The sequence below is a fragment of the Paraburkholderia sp. GAS333 genome (genome assembly GCF_050435665.1).
Taxonomy (GTDB): Bacteria; Pseudomonadota; Gammaproteobacteria; order Burkholderiales; family Burkholderiaceae; genus Paraburkholderia; species Paraburkholderia fungorum_A.
Map to the genome: position 1 here is coordinate 79,157 of NZ_JBNDKS010000002.1, position 20,820 is coordinate 99,976.

Here is a 20,820-nt window from a genome sequence, read left to right on the forward strand (position 1 = left end):
CGGCCCGGCAGCGGCGACCTCGCGGTGAACGGAGACAGCAGATGGAACGGCACAGCATCGGCCAGACGCACGAGGTGACAAACCAGGCTCCGCCGCTCGCGGACTACAACCTGTTTTCCTGCGACACCGCCCTGTCCGACGCACTCGAACGCGACGGCGCCGGCTGGCATCGCAAGACGCTGCTGCGGCACGGCGCTTCGCTCAGCACGCCTGACACGCTCGCACTCGCCGAACTCGCCAATCGTCATTCGCCCGAACTGATCACGCATAGCCCGCGGGGCGAACGGATCGACGCGCTGGAGTTTCATCCCGCGTGGCATGAACTGCTTTCGCTGCAGCGCCGCGAAGGCTTGCAGGCGCTGCCTTTTTCCGATCCGCAAGCGGGTGCAATGGTCGCGCGTTGCGCCAGTTACTTTCTGCATGCGCAACTCGAATCCGGTTCGCTGTGTCCGCTGACCATGACGTTTGCGAGCATCCCCGTGCTGCAACGCGAACCCGCGCTGTTCGAGATGCTGCGCGACAAGCTTTATGCGCGCGAGCACGATCCGCGTGATATTCCGCTCGCGCAGAAGCGATCCGCGATGATCGGCATGGGTATGACGGAGAAACAGGGCGGCTCCGATGTGCGCAGCAATCAGACTCGCGCATACCGAATCGCAGGCGGCGGACGCGGCGGCGAATACCGGCTCGTCGGTCACAAGTGGTTTTTCTCCGCGCCGCAATGTGACGCGCATCTCGTGCTCGCACGCACCGACGACCACGAAGGCGTCTCATGCTTCTTCGTGCCGCGTTTCGCGCCGGACGGCAGCAAGAACGCGGTCCAGGTTCAGCGTCTGAAAGACAAGCTCGGCAATCGCTCAAACGCGAGCGGCGAAGTCGAATTTCTCGACGCGTTCGGCGTGATGATCGGCGACGAAGGGCGCGGCGTGCCGACCATCATCGAAATGGCGAATTACACGCGGCTCGATTGCGTGATCGGCAGCGCGGCGCTGATGCGCGCGGCGCTGGTGCAGGCAATCCACCACGCGCGGCATCGCAGCGCGTTCGGCCGCCGTCTCGTCGATCAACCGTTGATGCGCAATGTCCTCGCCGATCTGGCGCTCGAATCGGAAGCGGCGACGGTGCTGTTCATGCGCCTCGCGCGCGCGTTCGAAGCGTCCGCTGCTGACGCGTCTTCGTCGAATGCCTCTCCGGTCGAGCGCGCCTGGCGGCGCATCGTTACGCCCGCATCGAAATATTGGGTCTGCAAGCGCGCGCTGGAGTTCACCGGCGAGGCGATGGAAGTCTGGGGCGGCAACGGTTATGTCGAAACCGGCCCGATGGCGCGCTTCTATCGTGAGGCGCCGGTCAATTCGATCTGGGAAGGCTCGGGCAACGTAATGTGCCTCGACGTGCTGCGCGCGATGGAGCGCGAGCCCGAAGCCGCGCAGGCGCTGTTCGCGGCATGGCACGCGGACGCGCAGGCGCATCCTGCGTTGAGCGCCGCGCTCGGCAGGCTGGTCGCCACGCTCAACGGTCCCGCCGACGCCCGCGAAAGTTCTGCGCGGCGCATCGCCCAGCAGATCGTGCTGATCGCGCAGGGCACGCTGCTCGCGAAGCACGCGCCGACCGGAGTCGCCGACGCGTTTATCGCAACGCGTCTAGCTGATCATTGCGGCGAAAGCGGTCGCGTGTACGGCACGTTACCGGCGACATTCGATCACGCGGCGATCGTCGAGCGGGCTTTTCCCGCGTGAGCTTTTTCCAGGGCTCGCGCTAACGCCAATGCGTTTCGCCACACAACAATCACTAATCAGATAAGCGCGCCCGAACGCGCAACCTCATCCATCAGGGAGTGGACAGCCATGAAGAACGATCTGCCCGAAGTCGCCGCGCTCGAAGCGCTGCTGCGCGACCAGCGTCATGCGTATTTGCGCGCGCCGTATCCGTCGTGGGAAACCCGCGCGGCGTACCTGAAAGCGCTGCGCAAGGTCATGCTCGACAATCGCGACGCGCTCGCCGACACCATGCACGCCGACTTCGGCAATCGCGCGAAACAGGAAGTGCTGCTCGCCGAGTTTCTGCTGGTGAAGGAAGAGATCGACGCCGCGCTCAGGCACGGCAAACGCTGGATGAAAGCGCAGCGCCGCAGCACCAACAAATGGCTGCTGCCCGCGCGCGCGAAGGTCGTGCCGCAGCCGCTCGGCGTGGTCGGGATCATCGTGCCGTGGAATTATCCGGTGCTGCTCGCGGTGGGTCCGCTGATCAGCGCGTTGACCGCCGGCAATCGCGCGATCATCAAGATGTCCGAGCTGACGCCGCGCACCTCCGCGCTATTCGAGCAACTGATCGGCCAGACCTTTTCGCGCGATCACGTCGCGGTCGTCAACGGCGACGCGACGCTGGCCGCCGCGTTCAGCGCGCAACCGTTCGATCACCTGCTGTTCACCGGTTCGACCAAGGTCGGTCATGAAGTGATGCGCGCCGCCGCCGAACATCTGACGCCGGTCACGCTCGAACTGGGCGGCAAGTCGCCGGCCATCATCGGTGCGCACGCGCGCTTCGATAATGCGGTGGATAACCTCGTCGCCGGCAAGACGCTGAACGCGGGCCAGACCTGCATCGCGCCGGATTACGTGCTGGTGCCGCGCGGCAAGGAGCAGGCGTTCATCGAGCGGGCGCGCGCGCGAATGGCGAAGATGTATCCCGGCTTCGAACAGAATCCCGACTACACGTCGATCATTTCGGCGCGGCACTTCGAGCGCCTGGAGCGTCTCGCCGACGAAGCACTCGCCGCAGGCGCGCAACTGCACGCGCTGACCGGCACCGCGCCCGATCCGACGAGCCGCCGCTTTCCGTTGATCGTCGTCACGAACGCGCCGGACGAATGCGCGTTGATGCAGGAGGAAATTTTCGGGCCGCTACTTCCGATCGTCCCGTACGACACGCTCGACGACGCCATCGCGTGGATCAACGCCCGGCCCCGCCCGCTCGCGCTGTATCTATATGCGGACGACAGCGGCACGATCGACCGCGTGACCCACGAAACGATTGCCGGCGGTATGGCGATCAACGAAACGCTGATGCATCTGGCGTGCGAAAGCCTGCCGTTCGGCGGTGTCGGCGCAAGCGGAATGGGGGCGTATCACGGCTACGAAGGCTTCGCCACGTTCTCGAAGATGAAGCCGGTGCTGACCCAGGCGCGGCTGAATGCACGTGGGCTGATCTCGCCGCCGTACGGCAAGCGGGTCAACGCGTTGCTGAAGTTGATGATGCGGTTTTGACGCCGATGCAGGTCGACGCGAGCGCGCAACCCCGGCGCTCGCCTGTTCAACGCGTGGGCGTTTCGCCTGCGACGTCCGTCGCTACCACGTCGGTCACGTCCTGTTCGTCGTCGCTCGCGTTGTGGGCGGACTCGACATCCGCGCCGCTCTCCAGCCGATGCAACCACGCCAGCAATTCCGCCACCGCCTGATAAAGCTGCGGCGGAATGCGTGAGTCGAGGTCCACCTGCATCAGCAGGGACACCATCTCGGGCGCTTCGTGAACATACAGACCCGCTTCCTTGGCGCGCTGCACGATCATGTCGGCGACCAGGCCGTAGCCTTTGGCGACCACGCGCGGCGTGGCATCGCCACCCTGGGAGTCGTACACGAGCGCGGCCGCACTGCGGCGATTCTTGCGGCTCATCAGATATCCCAGTCGAAATCGGAACGCGGCGCGGCATCCGCGGGATGGCCGGACGCGCTCGCCGCCGCAGCAGAAGCGGTCGATGCAGCCGCCGCCGAAGCCGACCGCGCATAAGCCGAAGCCGCCGCCTGAGCGCCCGCCGAACTCGTCGCGCTGGCCCCGCTGCCGGGCACACCTCCGCCGATCTCGCGGATCAGCAAGCCGTTCAGCTCGATCCCCGCCGCCGCCAGCCGCTCACGAAAACTCTCGCCCTGCGTCACGAGCCGCGCCGCGCCACCGGGACTCGCCTGCACGCGCGCGACCAGCCGCGTGCCGGTCAGCGTCAATTCGGCGTCGACGGTGCCGAGCGTCGGCAGCGACAGCGTCAGACGCGTGCGCCACGGCTGATCGTCCTCGCTCGCCGCCCCGCCGCCGCTGCGGTCCCACTCGTCGCCGTCCTGTTCGATGGTCCAGTCGAGCCGCGCGCCCGGCCACGCTTCGCCGGTCCAGCGAAACTGCCCGGTGGCGAGCAGATCCAGTTGCTGACGCACCAGCGGCACCGTCGCGGGATGCACGGCCGCCTGCTGCGAGGTCTGCGACGAACCGGATTCAAGGCTCGGTGCAGTCGCGTTATGCAGACTTGCGTGAGTGGATTGGGGCTGATTGTTCAGATCGGACAGCGAATTGGCCAGCACCTCGCCCGCGGCGAAACGCGCGGCTTGCGCCGTCAGGATCGATTGATTGGGGCGGGAAGCGGCGTTGGCGTTGGCATTCGCGTCCGGCGCGCCGTTGCCCGCGCCATTGGCCGCCGCCCCCGTGCCCTGCCGGTTGGCGGGATTCGGCGCGGACGCGTCGGCATCGTCGCCGGTCCAGTCGAGCGGCAATTGCGCGGCCTCGGCGACCAGCTTGTTCTGCGCTTCGTCGCCGAGACTGTCGGGCGAGCGCTGGCCCGCGAGCCACTGCGCAAGATGCGATTCGTAAAAGAGACCGCTGCCGCTGACGGTTTGTTCGAGCGCCGCCGCAAGCGCCGCGACTGGCAGCTGGGCCGCCGCGACACTGGCTGTTGCCGTTGCACCCGAAGCCGCAGCCGGCGCGGTGGTCGAGGTCGAGGCTGAAGCAGACGCCGCCGGCGTATCGAACAGCGGCATCCCTTCGACTTCCACGTCGAGCGCGGGCGCAGCCGCCCAGATCGGCGTCTGGCCGAGCACGGCCAGCGTCGCCTCGCCGCCCGAGCGCGCAATCGCGTCGAGCGTCAGCGCGACAGCCGACAGCGCGGTTTGCGCGGACGGCGGCGGCGGTGCAGCAGCCGTGGGAGGCGCGGTAGTCGGCGCGTTACCGACACCCGTCGCCCCGGTCTGCGAGGTGGCCGCGCTGCCCGGCTGGATGCCGAGCAGACTGTCGACCCGGCTCGTCAGTGCCGAAGCGATAGCCGTGTCGATTCCGTTCATGCCGATTCCTTGGTCACATTGGCGGCTGCCCGCTCAACAAAAACGCGTCGGGGCGCAGTGCGCCGGACGCGTCGTCGTACGCGGATGCAGCCGGGGTGCCCTAGCGCAACCCGTAGAGTTCCTTCAGCACGCGGGTCGGCCGGCCGGCGAACAGCGCCGACAGATTGGCCATGCGCGGATTCGCCAGATCGCGGATCGCGGCGTCGTCGGCGAGGATCTGCCGGATCAGCGCGTATTTGCGCAGACGCTCGGCTTCGTCGAGTTTGACCTCGGAATCAGCCTCCTTCAACGCCTCCACCAGATGCCGGTACTCCTCCTGCAAGTGGACCAGGTCGCTCCACAGTGCTCGCCGGGCTGCCGTCAACATGCGGCAGGAAATCGCTGCGACCGCCTCGTAGCGGGCGAAATATTCTGCGTTCGATGTCATCTCATGCTTTCCGCGGCCGGCTGGGCTGCCATCCGCGCGATCTCCGGGGCAATCCCGATCCATGCCTCTTCGAGCGTCGCCAGCAGGCCGTCGACTTCGACCAGCATTGCCTCGCTCTGTTTTATATTGGCTTCGAGCAGCCGCCGCGCCATGTAGCTATACAGCGCGTTCAACCGCCCCGCAATTTCACCGCCCACCTCAAGGTTGAGCGACGACTGCAGCCCGCTTTCTATGATCCGAATCGCCTTGCTGATCGCCTTGCCGCGATCAGGCACCTGGCCTTGCTGAAGATGCATGCGGGCCTGCGCGATAGCCTGCCTTGCGCCCTGATACAGCAACACGATCAGACGATGAGGACTTGCGCCCATCACACCCGTCTCGACGCCCACGCGTGCATACGCGTTGGCTCCAGCGTGTCCTTGGGAAAACATCAGCGCTCCTCCTCTCATACAGACTGCGGTTTGATCGTGGCGAACCGTTGCAGGGCGTCGACGACGTTTCGCAACTGGCTTATATCCGGGTTATCGGATTCGCGACGACAAAGCTTTAGCCCGATGTAAGGAGGATTAAGGGGCGTATCGCGCACGAGCAGGCTGCGCCGGACAGGCTCGTCGAACTCCTCACCTCGAGCCAAACCGGAAGCGCCCCGCCAGCAAGGGCGAAGGCAGCCTGAGCGGAACCGTCCTCGCGGGCGATCCGCCGACACTCATGCAACATGCATCAAAAATGCGCGCAGGAAGGCTTGGCGGACGGCCTCTCGCACCGTCCGAAGCCCGCTTAGACCGACATCTGCGCGATTTCGTTATAAGCGGAGACCAGTTTGTTACGCACCTGCAAGCCAAACTGGAAGCCGACGTTGGCTTTCTGCATGTCGACCATCACGTCGTTCAGCGACACGTTGGACGAGCCCAGTTCGAACGCCTGCGATTCACCGATCGCCGTTTTCTGGTCGTCGCTGATCTTGTCGAGCGACGCCTTCATCGCCGAGGCAAAGCTGCCGGCCGTGGCTGCGCCGTTTCCCTGGGTCGCTGTTGGGTCGGTCGTGCCGCCGGCCGCCTGGGTCGCCATCGCTTGCATTTGTTGCAGCGCTGACGACAGCGCGTTCACGGGCATGGTCATGTTCTCTCCATTAAATGAACGACCGGCGCATTCAGCCGTACCGATCTGAACCGAAGCATAGCAAGGGCCTCCCGGTAGAAAGGCCCGAAACTAGGGGGGAAACCCGGCTCTATTCAACCAATCGGGTTGGGCCGCGCTGCGGATAATTTCAAGGGTGAAAGTCTCTGTCCGTACGCCCGCCGACCTCGGTGCGGCGGCAAGCGGCAGAACGCAAAGGCATCCCGGAGATACCCGACGCATGGATTCGTCAGCCAACTCATTGATCAACCCCGACGCCCGCATGGGGCTGGCCGGCGCGCAGCCTGGCGCCGGCGTGGCCGGTAGCGGCCAGCCAGGCGGCACCGATGGCCTCGGGGGACTCGGCGGCATGGGCGGCAACTTCACCCAGCGGCTGTCCGGCCTCGCGCAGATGCGCGGCAACCCGCGCGCGCCGCTGATTTTCGCCGTCGCGCTGCTGGTGGCCATCGTGGCCGGCCTGTTCCTGTGGTCGCGCGCGCCGGACTACAAGGTGCTGTACAGCAACCTGTCCGACCGCGACGGCGGCTCGATCATCGCCGCGCTGCAAACAGCCAACATCCCGTACAAGTTCTCGGACAACGGTGGCGCGATCCTCGTGCCGGCCGATCAGGTGCACGAGATGCGCCTGCGCCTTGCATCGCAGGGTCTGCCCAAGAGCGGCTCGGTCGGCTTCGAACTGATGGACAACCAGAAGTTCGGTATCAGCCAGTTCGACGAGCAGATCAACTATCAACGGTCGCTGGAAGGCGAACTCGAACGCACGATCGAATCGATTTCGACGGTGAAATCGGCGCGCGTGCATCTGGCGATTCCGAAGCCTTCGGTGTTCGTGCGCGACAAGGAAGCGCCGTCGGCGGCCGTGCTGGTGAATCTGTACCCGGGCCGCGTGCTCGACGAAGGCCAGGTGGTCGCGATCACGCATATGGTGTCGTCGGCGGTGCCGGAAATGCCGGTGCATGGCGTGACGATTCTCGACCAGGACGGCAATCTGCTGACCCAGCCGACCACCGGCAACGGTCTGGACGCGTCGCAGCTGAAGTATCGCCAGCAGATCGAGCGCAATACGCAGCAGCGTATCGACGCGATCCTGTCGCCGCTGTTCGGCTCGGGCAACGCGCACTCGCAGGTCAGCGCCGACATCGACTTCTCGCATAGCGAACAGACTTCGGAAAACTACGGCCCGAACGGCAATCCGCAGCAGGCGGCGATCCGCAGCCAGCAAAGCAGCAGCGCGACCGAAATGACGCAAAGCGGCGCGTCGGGCGTGCCGGGCGCACTGTCGAACTCGCCGCCGCAACCGGCGTCCGCGCCGATCACCGCCGGCAACGGCGCGAGCGGCGTGGTCACCACGCCGGTCAGCGATCACAAGGATTCGACCACCAATTACGAACTCAACAAGACCGTGAGCCACGTCGATCAGCCGATGGGCGGCATCAAGCGCCTGTCCGTCGCGGTGGTCGTGAACTACATGCAGGTCACCGACGCGAAGGGTCACACGAGCATGCAGCCGGTCACCGCCGACAAGCTCGCGCAGGTCACGCAACTGGTGAAGGACGCGATGGGCTTCGACGCGCAGCGCGGCGACTCGGTCAACGTGGTCAACAGCGCGTTCACCGCCGAAGTCGACCCGGACGCGAACCTGCCGTGGTGGCGCACTCGCGACATGATCGCGCTGTACAAGCAGATCGCGACCTACCTCGGCATCGGCGCAGTGGCCCTGTTCCTGTACTTCGTGATGGTCAAGCCGGCGCTGCGTCGCGCGTTCCCGCCGCCGGAGCCGGTCGTCCCGGCGCTGGCGTCGCCGGACGAGCCGATCCTGCTGGACGGCATCCCGGCCGCCGAGCGCGAAGGCGCGGTGGTCGAGATCGAGACCGACAGCGAAACGCTCGCGCTCGAAAACGCGAAACACAAATATGAGCGGAACCTGGAATTCGCACGCGGTATCGCGCGCCAGGATCCGAAGATCGTTGCAACTGTCGTGAAAAATTGGGTGTCCGATGAGCGCTGAAGGCGTAATGAAAAGCGCGCTGCTGCTGATGTCGATCGGCGAGGAAGAAGCTGCGCAGGTGTTCAAGTTCCTCGGTCCGCGCGAGGTCCAGAAGATCGGCGTCGCGATGGCCGCGCTGAAGAACGTGACCCGCGAACAGGTCGACGAAGTGCTGCAGGAGTTCGTCAAGGAAGCCGAACAGCACACCGGCATGTCGCTGGATTCGAACGAGTACATCCGTTCGGTGCTGACCAAGGCGCTCGGAGACGACAAGGCCGGCGCGATCATCGACCGGATTCTGCAGGGCAGCGATACCAGCGGTATCGAGGGCCTGAAGTGGATGGATTCGGCCGCGGTCGCGGAACTCATCAAGAACGAGCATCCGCAGATCATCGCGACAATTCTCGTTCACCTGGACCGCGATCAGGCGTCGGAAATCGTCGCGTGCTTCACCGAGCGGCTGCGTAACGACGTGCTGTTGCGGATCGCGACGCTCGACGGCATCCAGCCGGCCGCGCTGCGCGAACTCGACGACGTGCTGACCGGCCTGCTGTCGGGCAGCGACAACCTCAAGCGCAGCCCGATGGGCGGTATCCGCACGGCGGCCGAAATTCTTAACTTCATGTCGAGTAACCATGAAGAAGGCGTTATTGAGAATGTTCGCCAGTACGACGCGGAACTCGCGCAGAAGATCATCGATCAGATGTTTGTGTTCGAGAACCTGCTCGATCTGGAAGACCGCGCGATCCAGCTGCTGCTGAAGGAAGTCGAGTCCGAAGCGTTGATCATCTCGCTGAAGGGCGCGGCCCCCGCGCTGCGCCAGAAGTTCCTGTCGAACATGTCGCAGCGTGCTGCCGAACTGCTCGCCGAAGATCTCGACGCGCGCGGTCCGGTCCGCGTCTCCGAAGTCGAGACGCAGCAGCGCCGCATTCTGCAAATCGTGCGCAACCTGGCCGAAGGCGGCCAGATTGTTCTAGGCGGCAAGGCGGAAGATGCGTATGTCTGATTCCAACTCCCCGGCGAAGGACAGCCTGTCGGCGTACCAACGCTGGGAGATGGCCTCGTTCGATCCGGTGCCGCCCGCGCCGGAGCCCACCGAACCCGAGTTCGACCACGGCGCGTTCGAGGCGGAACTGAACCGCCGCCGCGACGCCGCGCATGCACAGGGCATCGCGTCGGGTCATGTGGCGGGTCAGGCGCTCGGCTATCAGGCCGGTTACGACCAGGGTCATGCGCAGGGTTTCGCACAGGGTCAGACCGAAGCGCGTGAAGAAGCGGCGCGGCTTGCTGCTTTGGCCGCGACTTTCAAGGCGGCGCTCGAAGGCGCGCAGGGCGCGATCTCCGAAACGCTGGTCTCGCTCGCGCTGGACATCGCGCAGCAGGTGGTGCGCCAGCACGTGCAGCACGATCCGACGGCGCTGATCGCCGCCGCGCGCGAAGTGCTCGCCACCGAACCCGTGCTGGTCGGCGCGCCCGCGTTGATCGTGAGTCCTGCCGATCTGCCGGTGGTCGAAGCCTATCTGATGGAAGAATTGCAGACGCGCGGCTGGACCGTGCGCACCGACGCATCGGTGGAACGCGGCGGCTGCCGCGCGCAAGCCGCCACCGGCGAGGTGGATGCCGGCATCGACACGCGCTGGGAGCGCGTCGCTGCCGCGCTCGGCAAGGTGAGCACATGGTAAAGCCGACGCTCGAAGAGATCCGCGCCAGCGATCTGACACCGCTCGAACGTGAGCTGGCGTTGGCGTCGTTCGGCGCAGAGGCGCTCGCGGATCAATCGGTGAAAGGCGCGCAAAGTGCGTCGCCGGCTGCGTCGCGCGGTTCGGCACGCGGGCATGCGGCCGCCGGTTCCGCTCCCGCTCCCCTTCCCGCTTCGAGCCGCAACGCCGGCAAAGCGAATGACAAACCCGTAGTAGCAGCTGCTGCGGATGCGGACTCCGCCCCCGTTTCAGACTCCGCTCTGGAGCTGGAAGCCGACCTCCCTTCGAGCCCGGCTTCACTCCCTTCTCTGCCCCAATACGATCCCGCTCTCGACAGCAATCCGCACGTTCTGGCCTGGCGCGGCCGGCTCGACGCGTTGCGCGAGCGCAACGCCATCGCGCGGCCCATGCGCGCTTGCGGACGGCTGACGCGCGCCGCCGGTCTGGTGCTCGAAGCCGTGGGATTGCGCCTGTCGGTGGGCGCCGAAGTGATGATCGAACTGCCGCAAGGCAGCTCGCTGCCGATGGCCGAAGCCGAAGTCGTCGGCTTTTCCGGCGACAAACTGTTTCTGATGCCGACCACCGAAGTGATCGGCCTGCTGCCCGGCGCGCGCGTCTTTCCGCTCGAAAGCGCGCCGATCGCCGATCCGAACGCGGGCGCGAAACGTCTGCCGGTCGGCTGGGAATTGCTGGGCCGCGTGCTGGATGCGTCCGGCCGTCCGCTTGACGGGCTCGGCCCGCTCGGCACGCACTCCGATGCGCCGCTGTCCGCGCCGGTCATCAATCCGCTGAATCGCGAGCCGATTCACAAGGTGCTCGACGTCGGCGTGCGCGCAATCAACGCGCTGCTGACCGTGGGACGCGGCCAGCGGATGGGGCTGTTCGCCGGTTCGGGCGTCGGCAAATCGGTGCTGCTCGGCACGATGGCGCGCTACACCAGCGCCGAAGTGATCGTGATCGGCCTGATCGGCGAACGCGGCCGCGAAGTGAAGGAATTCATCGAGCAGATTCTCGGCGAGGAAGGTCTCGCGCGATCCGTGGTGATCGCCGCGCCCGCCGACGTGTCGCCGCTGCTGCGGATGCAGGCCGCTTCGTACTCCACGTCGCTCGCCGAATATTTCCGCGATCAGGGCAAGCACGTTCTGCTGCTGATGGATTCGCTGACCCGCTACGCAATGGCGCAGCGCGAAATCGCGCTGGCCGTGGGCGAGCCGCCCGCCACCAAAGGTTATCCGCCGTCGGTGTTCGCGAAGCTGCCGGCGCTGGTCGAACGCACCGGCAACGGGCCGGAGGGCGGCGGCTCGATCACCGCGTTCTACACCGTGCTGACCGAAGGCGACGATCAGCAGGACCCGATCGCCGACTCCGCGCGGGCGATTCTCGACGGTCACATCGTGCTGTCGCGCTCGCTGGCCGAGGCCGGCCACTATCCTGCGATCGATATCGAAGCGTCGATTAGCCGGGCAATGACCGCGCTCATCGACGATAACCACCTTAACAAGACGCGTATGTTCAAGCAGATGCTGTCGCGCTATCAGCGCAACCGCGATCTGATCAACGTGGGCGCGTATTCCAGCGGACGCGACGCCGTGCTCGACCGGGCGATCGCGCTGTATCCGCGGATGGAAGCATTTTTGCAGCAAGGGTTTCGCGAGTGCGCGAACTTTGAACCGAGTGTCGGCATGCTCGACGCGCTGTTTGCCTAAGGAGCCTGACGATGGCGAAGCACTTTCCGATCAAGACGCTTATCGGCCTTGCGCAGGACGACGTGGACGCTGCCGCACAACGACTGGGCCGCGCGCAGCGCGAGCGCAACGATGTCGAAGCCCAGCTCAACGCGCTGATCCAGTACCGCGACGAATACCACTCGCGGTTTAACGCGACCGCGCAGACCGGCATGCCGGCGGGCAATATGCGCAATTTTCAGGCATTCATCGACACGCTCGACGCCGCCATCGAACAGCAGCGCAGGCTGCTGACGACGGCCACAGCGCGGGTCGAAGCGGCCAAGCCCGACTGGCAGCGTCAGAAGCAGAAGCTCGGCTCGTATGAAGTGTTGCAGGCGCGCGGCGAAGCTGCCGAAGCGAAAACCGTCGCGCGGCGCGATCAACGCGACGCCGACGAACATGCCGCGCGGATTCTGCGCATGCGCACGGAAGGCGTCTGACCAGCAGTGCGTGTTGTGGCCGTACGCGTTTTAAATCTCTTGAAATGTCTTGAAGCGAGCGGCCTCCGCTTGCCCGACTAAACACTCCGTTTTGACGGTTTGACAGGATTTCCAATGTCGCTTTTTTCACAGATCGGCTCGTTACTCGGCTCGACCACCAACCAGTCGGCGAGCGCCGCCGCAACCGCCGCCGCGAACGCGATTCCGTTCTCGCAGACCTTGCAGCAGAGCATCGTCCAGCAGAACAGCGCGGCGCAGAGCCAGCAGCAGGCTTCGGCGTCGACGGCTTCTTCGGCCTCTTCTTCCACGTCGTCTTCGTCGCAGGCGGCCGCCTCGCAGGCGTCTTCGTCGAGCGTGCATGACGCACCGCCGCCGGCCGATTCGTCGACCCAAAGCGCGAGCGACGCGAGCAGCAGCGATCAGCAGAGTAGTGGCACGACATCGGCGTCGTCCGCTGCGTCGTCGGGCGCTGCGGACAACACGCAGGCCTCGAACGGCAAAACCGGCGCGACGCATCCGGCGAAAAACGGCAATACCGCGAGCGCGACCGATGCAGCGACCGCAGCGGCGTCCGCTGCCGCGCAGGCGCAGGCCCAGGCGCAAGCCCAGGCTGACGCCGCGAACGCCACCGCACAGAACGCGGACGACTCCGACACGACGCTGGCCGACGCCGCAGCAGCGCTGGCCGGCGCAGGCACGACCACGACGGCAACGGCGACGACCGGCGCAACCACCGGCAAGAAAGCCGCGACCGATCCCAAATCTGTTCAGGACGCTTTGCAGGCCGCGCTTTCCGCGCTGACCAGCGGCCAGGGCGCGGTATCGGCGCAGGCGCTGGCGGCCGGCGCGGCGGCGAACGCCAAGCCCGAGGGAACGACGACGACCGGCGGCCTGAGCGGATCGGCTGATGGCAAGACGCTGATGTCCGGCTTGTTCGGCGAGGGCAAGGGATCGAGCGCGAAGTCCGCGCTGACGGCCGCGACGACGGCACTGGCAGACCCGACCGCCGGCAAATCATCGCTGGACGCGTTGGCGGCGGCCGCCGCCAACGGCTCGCAGGCAGACAACCTCGCGACCTTCAAGAGCGCCGCCGACGCCGCGACCGCCGCGCAGGCGGCAGCACAAGCCGCTGCGAGCGCGGCGGGCACGACAACGGCAGTCCAGAGCACCGGCAACGCCAGCGCGGCCGATGCCGCCAACGCATTGACTCCGCAGGTCGGCACGAATGATTGGGAAGACGCGTTGAGCCAGAAGGTGGTGTTTCTGTCGAACGCGCACTCGCAGAGTGCCGAACTGACATTGAACCCGAAGGATCTCGGACCGTTGCAGGTTGTGTTGCAGGTCGCCGACAACCATGCCCATGCGTTGTTCGTGTCGCAGCACCAGTCCGTGCGCGAAGCCGTCGAGGCCGCGCTGCCGAAGTTACGCGAAGCGATGGAATCGAACGGAATTGGCTTGGGAAGCGCGAGCGTGAGCGACGGTTTTGCCCGCCAGAGCAGCGGCCAGCAGAACGCCGATTCCGGCCAGTCGAGCGGCAAATCCAGCGGTAATCGCGGATCGATAGCCGGCGTCGACGCAGCCGACACCGAAACCGTGGCGAATGTCCCGGTCCGCAAAACCGTGGGCCTGGTCGACACGTTTGCATGACAGGTGGAAGGCGCTTTGATCGAAGCCTCAGGGCGCCGAACAGACGCCGGACGCGCCCGGCTGAATTTGCGCTGGCGCAATAGCTAAAGCCGGGCCGCGTGCACTGAAGCTCGCGTCCATTCAGTCGCCGCGCCCACAAGCGCGAACGCCGCCGGAATACATGACGTGTTGTAAGAGCCGAGCACGCAGTTTCGCCAGTTCAGCCTGGACTTAACCAGCCAGCGCAGGCTCCATCGCGAGACCGACAAGGGGCGGCTGAGGGAACGACCGCGACGGCGCGCGCAGCGTCGCCGGAAGAATGACTGCCTTGTCACGAACGCGGAGTGTGCGGGAGCACAGATTCCAGATGCACCACTGCCCCCTCCAAGCCAGGGGACCCGCTTAATGGTTAGCGGGGTAAAGCCCGCTTTCTTTGCTTACTTTCTTTGCGGCGGCAAAGAAAGTGAGTGCCGCCCCGCACAGGGGCAACGCTGATAGACCACCGTGACTTCAAGGAAAGGCCAACACCCCGAAGCACACCGCCAAAGGGCGCAGCCCAAAAAAACTCCCCCCGGCACAGGCGCAACGCCAATAGACCACCGTGATCGCAAGGAAAGGCCAACACCCGAGGCCCGCAACCAGCCCCCCGCCCCAAGTTAAAAACCAGAGATAGCCTGCAATAACCCTTCTTTTCGACCCATCGCGCCGCAGGCAAATCAACAACAATCACACCACCAGCACTAACGGCAAGCAAAAGCAAACCACATGGCAACCACCACCGCACCTCAGCAGACCGCGTCCGCCTCGCCGGGCCCGATGAAGCGCATCATCCTGATCGTTCTCATTGCGATCATCGCCGCTGGAGCCGCTGGCGCTGGCGTGTGGTTCTTCATGGCCAAACGCGCGCCGGCAGCCACGGCGGCCGAAGCACCGCCGCCGCCCGCGCCGCTGTTCTTCCCGCTCGAATCGATGACGGTGAACCTGCAATCGGACGACGGCCAGCAGCATTTCCTGCGCATCGGCCTGACGCTCAAGCTGACGGACCCGAAAGTCCAGCAGGAACTGACCGATCACATGCCGGAACTGCGCAGCCGCATCCTGCTCGCGCTGTCGAACCATCACCCGGACGATCTCGCGCCGCTCGACGGCAAGCGCGCGCTCGCCACCGAGCTGCAAACATTGATCGAACAGCCGACCGACAAGGGCGCACCGCCGGTCCACGTCAACGACGTGCTGTTCACCGAATTTGTCGTGCAGTGACGTTCCGTGAAGCGATCTAGCACTGCCATCATCAACCGCCACGGGACGCACGAGGAATAAGCAATGGGCCACGAAGAGTTCATGTCCCAGGAGGAGGTCGATGCCCTCCTCAAGGGCGTCACTGGCGAGTCCGACTCGGTTGCCGAGCAGAACGACGGCCAGGGCGTACGCCCCTACAACATCGCGACGCAGGAACGGATCGTTCGCGGCCGGATGCCCGGCCTCGAAATCATCAACGACCGCTTCGCGCGTCTGTTGCGCGTCGGCATCTTCAACTTCATGCGTCGTTCGGCGGAAATCTCCGTCGGCCCGGTGAAGGTGCAGAAGTACAGCGAATTTACCCGCAACCTGCCGATCCCGACCAACCTGAACCTGGTCCACGTGAAGCCGCTGCGCGGCACGTCGCTGTTCGTGTTCGACCCGAACCTGGTGTTCTTCGTGGTCGACAACCTGTTCGGCGGCGACGGGCGTTTCCATACGCGGGTCGAAGGGCGCGATTTCACGGCGACCGAGCAGCGCATCATCATGAAGCTGCTCAATCTGACGTTCGAGCACTACACGGCGTCGTGGAAAAGCGTGAAGCCGTTGCAGTTCGAATACATGCGTTCGGAAATGCACACGCAGTTCGCGAACGTCGCGACGCCGAACGAAATCGTCATCGTCACGCAGTTCTCGATCGAGTTCGGCACGACCGGCGGCACGCTGCACATCTGCATGCCGTACTCGATGATCGAGCCGATCCGCGCCGAGTTGTCGTCGCCGATCCAGGGCGAGGCGATGGACGTGGACCGCCGCTGGGTGCGGGTGCTGTCGCAGCAGGTGCAGGCAGCCGAAGTGGAACTGACCGCCGATCTGGCGCAAGTGCCGGTCACGTTCGAGCAGATCCTGAACATGCGCAAAGGCGATGTTCTGCCGATCAACATCCCCGAGCACATCACCGCGAAAGTCGACGGTGTGCCGGTGATGGAGTGCGGCTACGGAATTTTCAATGGTCAGTACGCGTTGCGGGTCCAGAAAATGATCAGCGCAGCCGACACGATGAAGGAAGGTGGATATGAGTGACCTGAACGCAAAACCCGAAGCCGAAGCGGCCGCAGGTGAGCCGCAACTGGCCGCCGGTGCGGTCAGTACCGAAGACGACGACGCAATGGCCGACTGGGCCAGCGCACTCGCCGAACAGAACGACAACCCGGAAGTCAGCGCCTCGACGGCGGGTGTGTTCCAGCCGCTGTCGAAGGTCGAGCCGACCTCGACGCGCAACGACATCGACATGATCCTGGACATTCCCGTCCAGATGACCGTCGAACTCGGCCGCACGAAGATCGCGATCCGCAACCTGCTGCAACTCGCGCAGGGTTCGGTGGTGGAACTGGACGGCATGGCCGGTGAACCGATGGACGTGCTGGTGAACGGCTGCCTGATCGCCCAGGGCGAAGTGGTGGTGGTGAACGACAAGTTCGGTATCCGTCTGACCGACATCATCACGCCGTCTGAACGTATCCGGAAGTTGAATCGATGAAACGCGTTGCCGGTCGCGCCATGCCGAACGTTTCGCGCGATATCTCCACTGTGCTGCTGCGCGTCGCTTTCACGGCGATCTCACCGGCAGCGCTTTTCGCACCGCTAGCCGCGCGGGCCGCCGACCTCAACGCAGTCAACAACGCCGCGAAAATCGCGTCGGGTGTCGGCGCGGGCACGGCTGTCCCGGCGCTCGGCGTCGGCGCGGTGCTGCAGACGGTGGTCGGTCTGCTGATCGTGATCGCGGTGGTGTTCGGCTGCGCGTGGCTCGCACGACGCTTCGGCTTGCAGCCGGGTAGTCGCGGCGGTCTGGTGAAGACCATCGGCGGTGCATCGCTTGGTGGCAAGGAGCGTGTCGCGGTCGTCGAGATCGGCGATACGTGGCTCGTGCTCGGCGCGGCGCCCGGCAATGTGCGGCTGCTGCACACGATGCCGGCAGGCTCCGCTTCGGCGGATGCGGTTTCGATCGGCGGACAGTCACCGCAGGGCGCAGCGTTGCCCGGCACCTTCGGACAACGCTTTCGCGACGCGCTGAAAGGCGAAGTTGGCAAACGTTTCAACGCGCAAGGCGGCGGGGACCGGTAATGCTGCAGTTCAGTTTTCAATCCGCGCGTGCCATGCGCAACCATGGCGCCACCGGCGGCTCGCAGGCAGCGTCGACAGTCATGGCCGTGTTGCGCCGCGTCGCCCCGCTTCTGCTGATCGTGATGCCGGCGCTGCTGCTGGTGTTGCCGTCGCTGTCGTTCGCACAAACCGCCGGTTTGCCGGCGTTCAACACGAGTCCCGGCCCGAACGGCGGCACGACCTATTCGCTGAGCGTGCAGACGATGCTGCTGCTCACGATGCTGTCGTTCCTGCCCGCGATGGTGCTGATGATGACGAGTTTCACGCGCATCATCATCGTGTTGTCGCTGCTGCGCCAGGCGCTCGGCACGACCACCACGCCGCCTAACCAGGTGCTGGTCGGTCTTGCGCTGTTCCTCACGCTGTTCGTGATGTCGCCGGTGCTCGACAAGGCCTACAACGACGGCTACAAGCCGTTCTCGGACGGCACGATTTCGATGGATCAGGCGGTCTCGCGTGGCGTTGCGCCGTTCAAGACCTTCATGCTGCGTCAGACCCGCGAAAGCGATCTCGCGCTGTTTGCCCGCATCTCGCACGCCGCGCCGATGCAGGGCCCGGAAGACGTGCCGCTGTCGCTGCTGGTGCCATCGTTCGTGACCAGCGAGCTGAAAACCGGCTTCACGATCGGCTTCACGATCTTCATCCCGTTTCTCATCATCGACATGGTGGTGGCGAGCGTGCTGATGTCGATGGGGATGATGATGGTGTCGCCCTCCACCATCTCGCTGCCGTTCAAACTGATGCTGTTCGTGCTGGTCGACGGCTGGCAGTTGCTGCTCGGCTCGCTCGCGCAGAGCTTCGTTTAATCCCTTCGTTTAACCCTTCAACCTTCCCGGCGAAATTCACCATGACACCCGAATCAGTCATGACGCTGGCCCACCAGGCGATGTACGTCGGCCTGGTGCTGGCAGCTCCGCTCCTGCTGGTCGCGCTGGTGGTCGGCCTCGTGGTGAGCCTGTTCCAGGCCGCCACGCAGATCAACGAATCCACGCTGTCGTTCATTCCGAAGCTGCTGGCAATTGCTGTCACGATGGTGATCGCCGGTCCGTGGATGTTGACGACCATGCTCGACTACCTGCGTCACACGCTCACCAGCATTCCGACGCTCGTCAACTGAGCGGCTTGCCGCCGCCCCCGCCCGCCCTCTCATGTTCACGGTCACCTACGCTCAACTGAACGCCTGGCTGACCGCCTTCCTGTGGCCGTTCGCGCGCATTGCGGCGCTGATCGGCACCGCGCCGATCCTCAGCAACGTCTCGATGCCGATGCGCGTGAAGGTCGGCCTCGCCGCCTTCACCACGCTGATCGTCGCGCCGACCATCGGCGCATTGCCGCAGGTGACGGTGTTTTCCGCGGACGGCGTGTGGATTCTCGTCAACCAGTTCCTGATCGGCATTGCACTCGGCGTGACGATGCAGATAACGTTTCAGGCGATCGACGCGAGCGGCTACTTCATCGGCCTCGGCATGGGGCTGGGTTTTGCGACCTTCTTCGATCAGCAGTCGACCGGTTCGGGCGTGGTGATCTCGCGCTACATGACGACAATCGCGATGCTGGTGTTTCTCGCCGTCGACGGTCATTTGCAGATGCTGGCCGCGCTGGTCGCCACGTTCCAGTCGGTGCCGGTGTCGGCCAATCTGCTTGCGCCGCACGGCTGGCAGACGCTCGCCAACTGGGGCGGCTCGATCTTCTCGTCGGGCTTGCTGCTGGCGCTGCCGGTGGTCGTCGCGCTGCTGATCGCCAACCTCGCGCTCGGCATCCTGAACCGCGCCGCGCCGCAGATCGGCGTATTCCAGATCGGCTTTCCGCTGACCATGCTGGTCGGTCTGCTGCTCGTGCAACTGATGCTGCCGAACATGATCCCGTACTTCGTCCATCTGTTCGACATGGGTATCGACGAGATGGGCCGGGTCGCGGCGGGGTTGAAATAGACTGACGGGCTTTCGCGGATTCGCATGCGCCGTTGCTCCCGCTGCATGCAATAAAAAAGCCGGCTCGCGCCGGCTTTTTTGACATCTGCGCGGACGATGTCCGCGCAATCCATCAGCTGTTGATGTACTGGAACAGCGACATGTTCTGGATCTGCACGAACGCCTGCTGCGAAGCCTGCAACGCGGCCTGCTGCAACGTGTACTTGCTGATCGTCGAGACCATGTCGACCGAGGTCAGATCCGCGAGATTGCTTTGCGTTTGCAGCGAGTTGGTCTGCGTGACGGTTTGCAGCGCCGTCACTTCCTGCGCGCGACCACCCACCGACGCCTGCACCGCCGTCACATTGCTCAGTGTGTTCGCCAGTTGCGACAGACCCGTGTTCATCGCGTTTTGCAGGGTTGCCTGCGCAGCCGGGTTGCCCGTCGTCGGATTCTGCAACGCGGCGATCATCGCGTTCAGATTCGCGAATACATCGGTGCCTGCCGAATTGGCCGGCTGCACCGTGAACTGGTCGCCCGCCGCCGGCGTGCCGGTGATCGCCACCGTCTGGCCGCCCATCGTAATGTCGGAGCCTTCCGTGTAAGGCGTCGCCGTGCCTGCCACGCCGGTCGTCGTATCGGTGATCGTGTACGACAGCGTCGAGCCGCTGCCGCTGAACGCGATCTGATACGAGTCCGCATTCGCCGCGTTGGTCGGATCGTTCACCGTCACCGAACCGATCACGCCCGTACCGGTGTTGGCCGAATTGCCCGCCGCGATCGGCTCGGCATTGGTCGCGCTGACGCTCATGAACACCGCCGCGCCGTTGTCGCTCGTCGCGACCGCATTGCTGCCCGTGACCTGCACCGCACGCGTGCCGGTGTCGCCCGAATAGACGACAGCGCCGCTCGCATTGGTGGTGAACGCCGTGGTGGTGTTCTGGAAGCCGGAGAACAGCGAATTACCCGCGCTGTCGGTGGCGTTCGCGTAGGTCAGCAACTGGTCGCGCAGGCTCGTCAACTGCGATGCGATGGCCGTGCGGTTGGTGTCGTTCAGGATACCGCTGCCGACGCTCAGTGCAGCCGTGTTGGCGCTTTGCAGCGTGGTCAGCACGTTGCTGAGCGTCGAGCTTTCGGCCTGCAACGACGACAACGCCGTGTTCTGGTTGGTCGTGTATTGCGACAGCGCCGTCGCCGTCGAACTAAGCTGCACGGCCTGAGCCGCGCCGAGCGGATTGTCGGCGGGCGTGCTCAGCGAGACGCCGCTCGAGATTTCCTGATAGATCTGCGACAACTGGGCCTGCTGGTCACTCATTGTCGAGACGTTCATGCTGAAGTACTGCTGGCTTGAGATACGCATGGTTTAAC

General features: G+C 64.9%; 21 protein-coding genes. 15 read left to right on the forward strand and 6 right to left on the reverse strand.

The genetic code is table 11. The features are described from left to right. The first annotated feature begins 41 nt into the window (after nt 1-41). Together ABH945_RS09570 and ABH945_RS09575 are read left to right on the forward strand one after the other, a co-directional pair. Nucleotides 42-1,736, forward strand: coding sequence for an isovaleryl-CoA dehydrogenase (locus ABH945_RS09570; protein ID WP_429250425.1), 1,695 nt, complete (start codon nt 42-44; stop codon nt 1,734-1,736). Between the two features lie 108 nt (nt 1,737-1,844). Continuing rightward, complete coding sequence (locus ABH945_RS09575) at nt 1,845-3,263, forward strand: coniferyl aldehyde dehydrogenase (protein ID WP_429250426.1); 1,419 nt, start codon at nt 1,845-1,847, stop codon at nt 3,261-3,263. Between the two features lie 46 nt (nt 3,264-3,309). On the opposite strand, the gene ABH945_RS09580 is transcribed toward ABH945_RS09575, so the two are convergent. The 5 genes from ABH945_RS09580 to fliE all read right to left on the reverse strand — a co-directional run bounded on the left by ABH945_RS09580 (nt 3,310) and on the right by fliE (nt 6,642). Continuing rightward, nucleotides 3,310-3,669: an EscU/YscU/HrcU family type III secretion system export apparatus switch protein gene (locus tag ABH945_RS09580; protein WP_074762443.1), complete on the reverse strand. Its 360-nt coding sequence runs from the start codon at nt 3,667-3,669 to the stop codon at nt 3,310-3,312. Next, nucleotides 3,669-5,096: a flagellar hook-length control protein FliK gene (locus tag ABH945_RS09585; protein ID WP_429250427.1), complete on the reverse strand. Its 1,428-nt coding sequence runs from the start codon at nt 5,094-5,096 to the stop codon at nt 3,669-3,671. Before ABH945_RS09585 ends, ABH945_RS09580 begins: the two co-directional genes overlap by 1 nt. A gap of 100 nt (nt 5,097-5,196) precedes the next feature. Beyond that, nucleotides 5,197-5,523, reverse strand: a complete 327-nt coding sequence (locus ABH945_RS09590; protein WP_074762445.1) for a flagellar protein FliT — start codon at nt 5,521-5,523, stop codon at nt 5,197-5,199. Then, nucleotides 5,520-5,954 (reverse strand): flagellar export chaperone FliS, encoded by a 435-nt coding sequence (gene fliS / locus ABH945_RS09595; RefSeq protein ID WP_074762446.1) that lies wholly within the window; start codon nt 5,952-5,954, stop codon nt 5,520-5,522. The genes ABH945_RS09590 and fliS overlap by 4 nt, the downstream gene beginning before the upstream one ends. 346 nt (nt 5,955-6,300) lie before the next feature. Further along, entirely contained in the window at nt 6,301-6,642 is a 342-nt protein-coding gene (fliE, locus tag ABH945_RS09600; protein ID WP_429250428.1) for a flagellar hook-basal body complex protein FliE, read from the reverse strand. 238 nt (nt 6,643-6,880) lie between these two features. Between fliE and fliF the strand changes: the two genes are divergently transcribed. The 13 genes from fliF (at nt 6,881) to fliR (ending at nt 19,473) form a co-directional block, all read left to right on the forward strand. Further along, nucleotides 6,881-8,668, forward strand: a complete 1,788-nt coding sequence (gene fliF / locus ABH945_RS09605; RefSeq protein ID WP_074762448.1) for a flagellar basal-body MS-ring/collar protein FliF — start codon at nt 6,881-6,883, stop codon at nt 8,666-8,668. Beyond that, nucleotides 8,658-9,653, forward strand: a complete 996-nt coding sequence (fliG, locus tag ABH945_RS09610) for a flagellar motor switch protein FliG (RefSeq protein ID WP_074762449.1) — start codon at nt 8,658-8,660, stop codon at nt 9,651-9,653. Before fliF ends, fliG begins: the two co-directional genes overlap by 11 nt. Beyond that, entirely contained in the window at nt 9,640-10,329 is a 690-nt protein-coding gene (fliH, locus tag ABH945_RS09615) for a flagellar assembly protein FliH (RefSeq protein WP_429250429.1), read from the forward strand. Before fliG ends, fliH begins: the two co-directional genes overlap by 14 nt. After that, nucleotides 10,323-12,053, forward strand: coding sequence for a flagellar protein export ATPase FliI (fliI, locus tag ABH945_RS09620; protein WP_429250430.1), 1,731 nt, complete (start codon nt 10,323-10,325; stop codon nt 12,051-12,053). The genes fliH and fliI overlap by 7 nt, the downstream gene beginning before the upstream one ends. Nucleotides 12,054-12,064: 11 nt before the next feature. Further along, on the forward strand, nt 12,065-12,514 hold the full coding sequence (fliJ, locus tag ABH945_RS09625; protein ID WP_074762452.1) for a flagellar export protein FliJ: 450 nt from the start codon (nt 12,065-12,067) through the stop codon (nt 12,512-12,514). Nucleotides 12,515-12,628: 114 nt separating this feature from the next. Next, nucleotides 12,629-14,161 carry a flagellar hook-length control protein FliK gene (locus ABH945_RS09630; protein WP_429250431.1) on the forward strand — a complete coding sequence of 511 codons (1,533 nt, stop codon included), beginning with the start codon at nt 12,629-12,631 and terminating at the stop codon, nt 14,159-14,161. Nucleotides 14,162-14,905: 744 nt separating this feature from the next. After that, entirely contained in the window at nt 14,906-15,400 is a 495-nt protein-coding gene (gene fliL, locus ABH945_RS09635; protein WP_074762454.1) for a flagellar basal body-associated protein FliL, read from the forward strand. Between the two features lie 63 nt (nt 15,401-15,463). Continuing rightward, entirely contained in the window at nt 15,464-16,462 is a 999-nt protein-coding gene (gene fliM / locus ABH945_RS09640; RefSeq protein WP_074762455.1) for a flagellar motor switch protein FliM, read from the forward strand. Beyond that, complete coding sequence (fliN, locus tag ABH945_RS09645) at nt 16,455-16,919, forward strand: flagellar motor switch protein FliN (RefSeq protein ID WP_074762456.1); 465 nt, start codon at nt 16,455-16,457, stop codon at nt 16,917-16,919. Before fliM ends, fliN begins: the two co-directional genes overlap by 8 nt. Beyond that, a complete protein-coding gene (fliO, locus tag ABH945_RS09650; protein WP_143026191.1) occupies nt 16,916-17,503 on the forward strand; it encodes a flagellar biosynthetic protein FliO in 588 nt (195 codons plus the stop codon). The genes fliN and fliO overlap by 4 nt, the downstream gene beginning before the upstream one ends. Before the next feature lie 32 nt (nt 17,504-17,535). Continuing rightward, on the forward strand, nt 17,536-18,348 hold the full coding sequence (gene fliP / locus ABH945_RS09655; protein WP_429250432.1) for a flagellar type III secretion system pore protein FliP: 813 nt from the start codon (nt 17,536-17,538) through the stop codon (nt 18,346-18,348). Nucleotides 18,349-18,389: 41 nt separating this feature from the next. Then, entirely contained in the window at nt 18,390-18,659 is a 270-nt protein-coding gene (fliQ, locus tag ABH945_RS09660) for a flagellar biosynthesis protein FliQ (RefSeq protein WP_074762457.1), read from the forward strand. Between the two features lie 31 nt (nt 18,660-18,690). Then, nucleotides 18,691-19,473, forward strand: a complete 783-nt coding sequence (gene fliR / locus ABH945_RS09665) for a flagellar biosynthetic protein FliR (RefSeq protein ID WP_074762458.1) — start codon at nt 18,691-18,693, stop codon at nt 19,471-19,473. Between the two features lie 112 nt (nt 19,474-19,585). On the opposite strand, the gene flgL is transcribed toward fliR, so the two are convergent. After that, entirely contained in the window at nt 19,586-20,812 is a 1,227-nt protein-coding gene (gene flgL / locus ABH945_RS09670) for a flagellar hook-associated protein FlgL (RefSeq protein ID WP_074762459.1), read from the reverse strand. Nucleotides 20,813-20,820 lie beyond the last annotated feature (8 nt).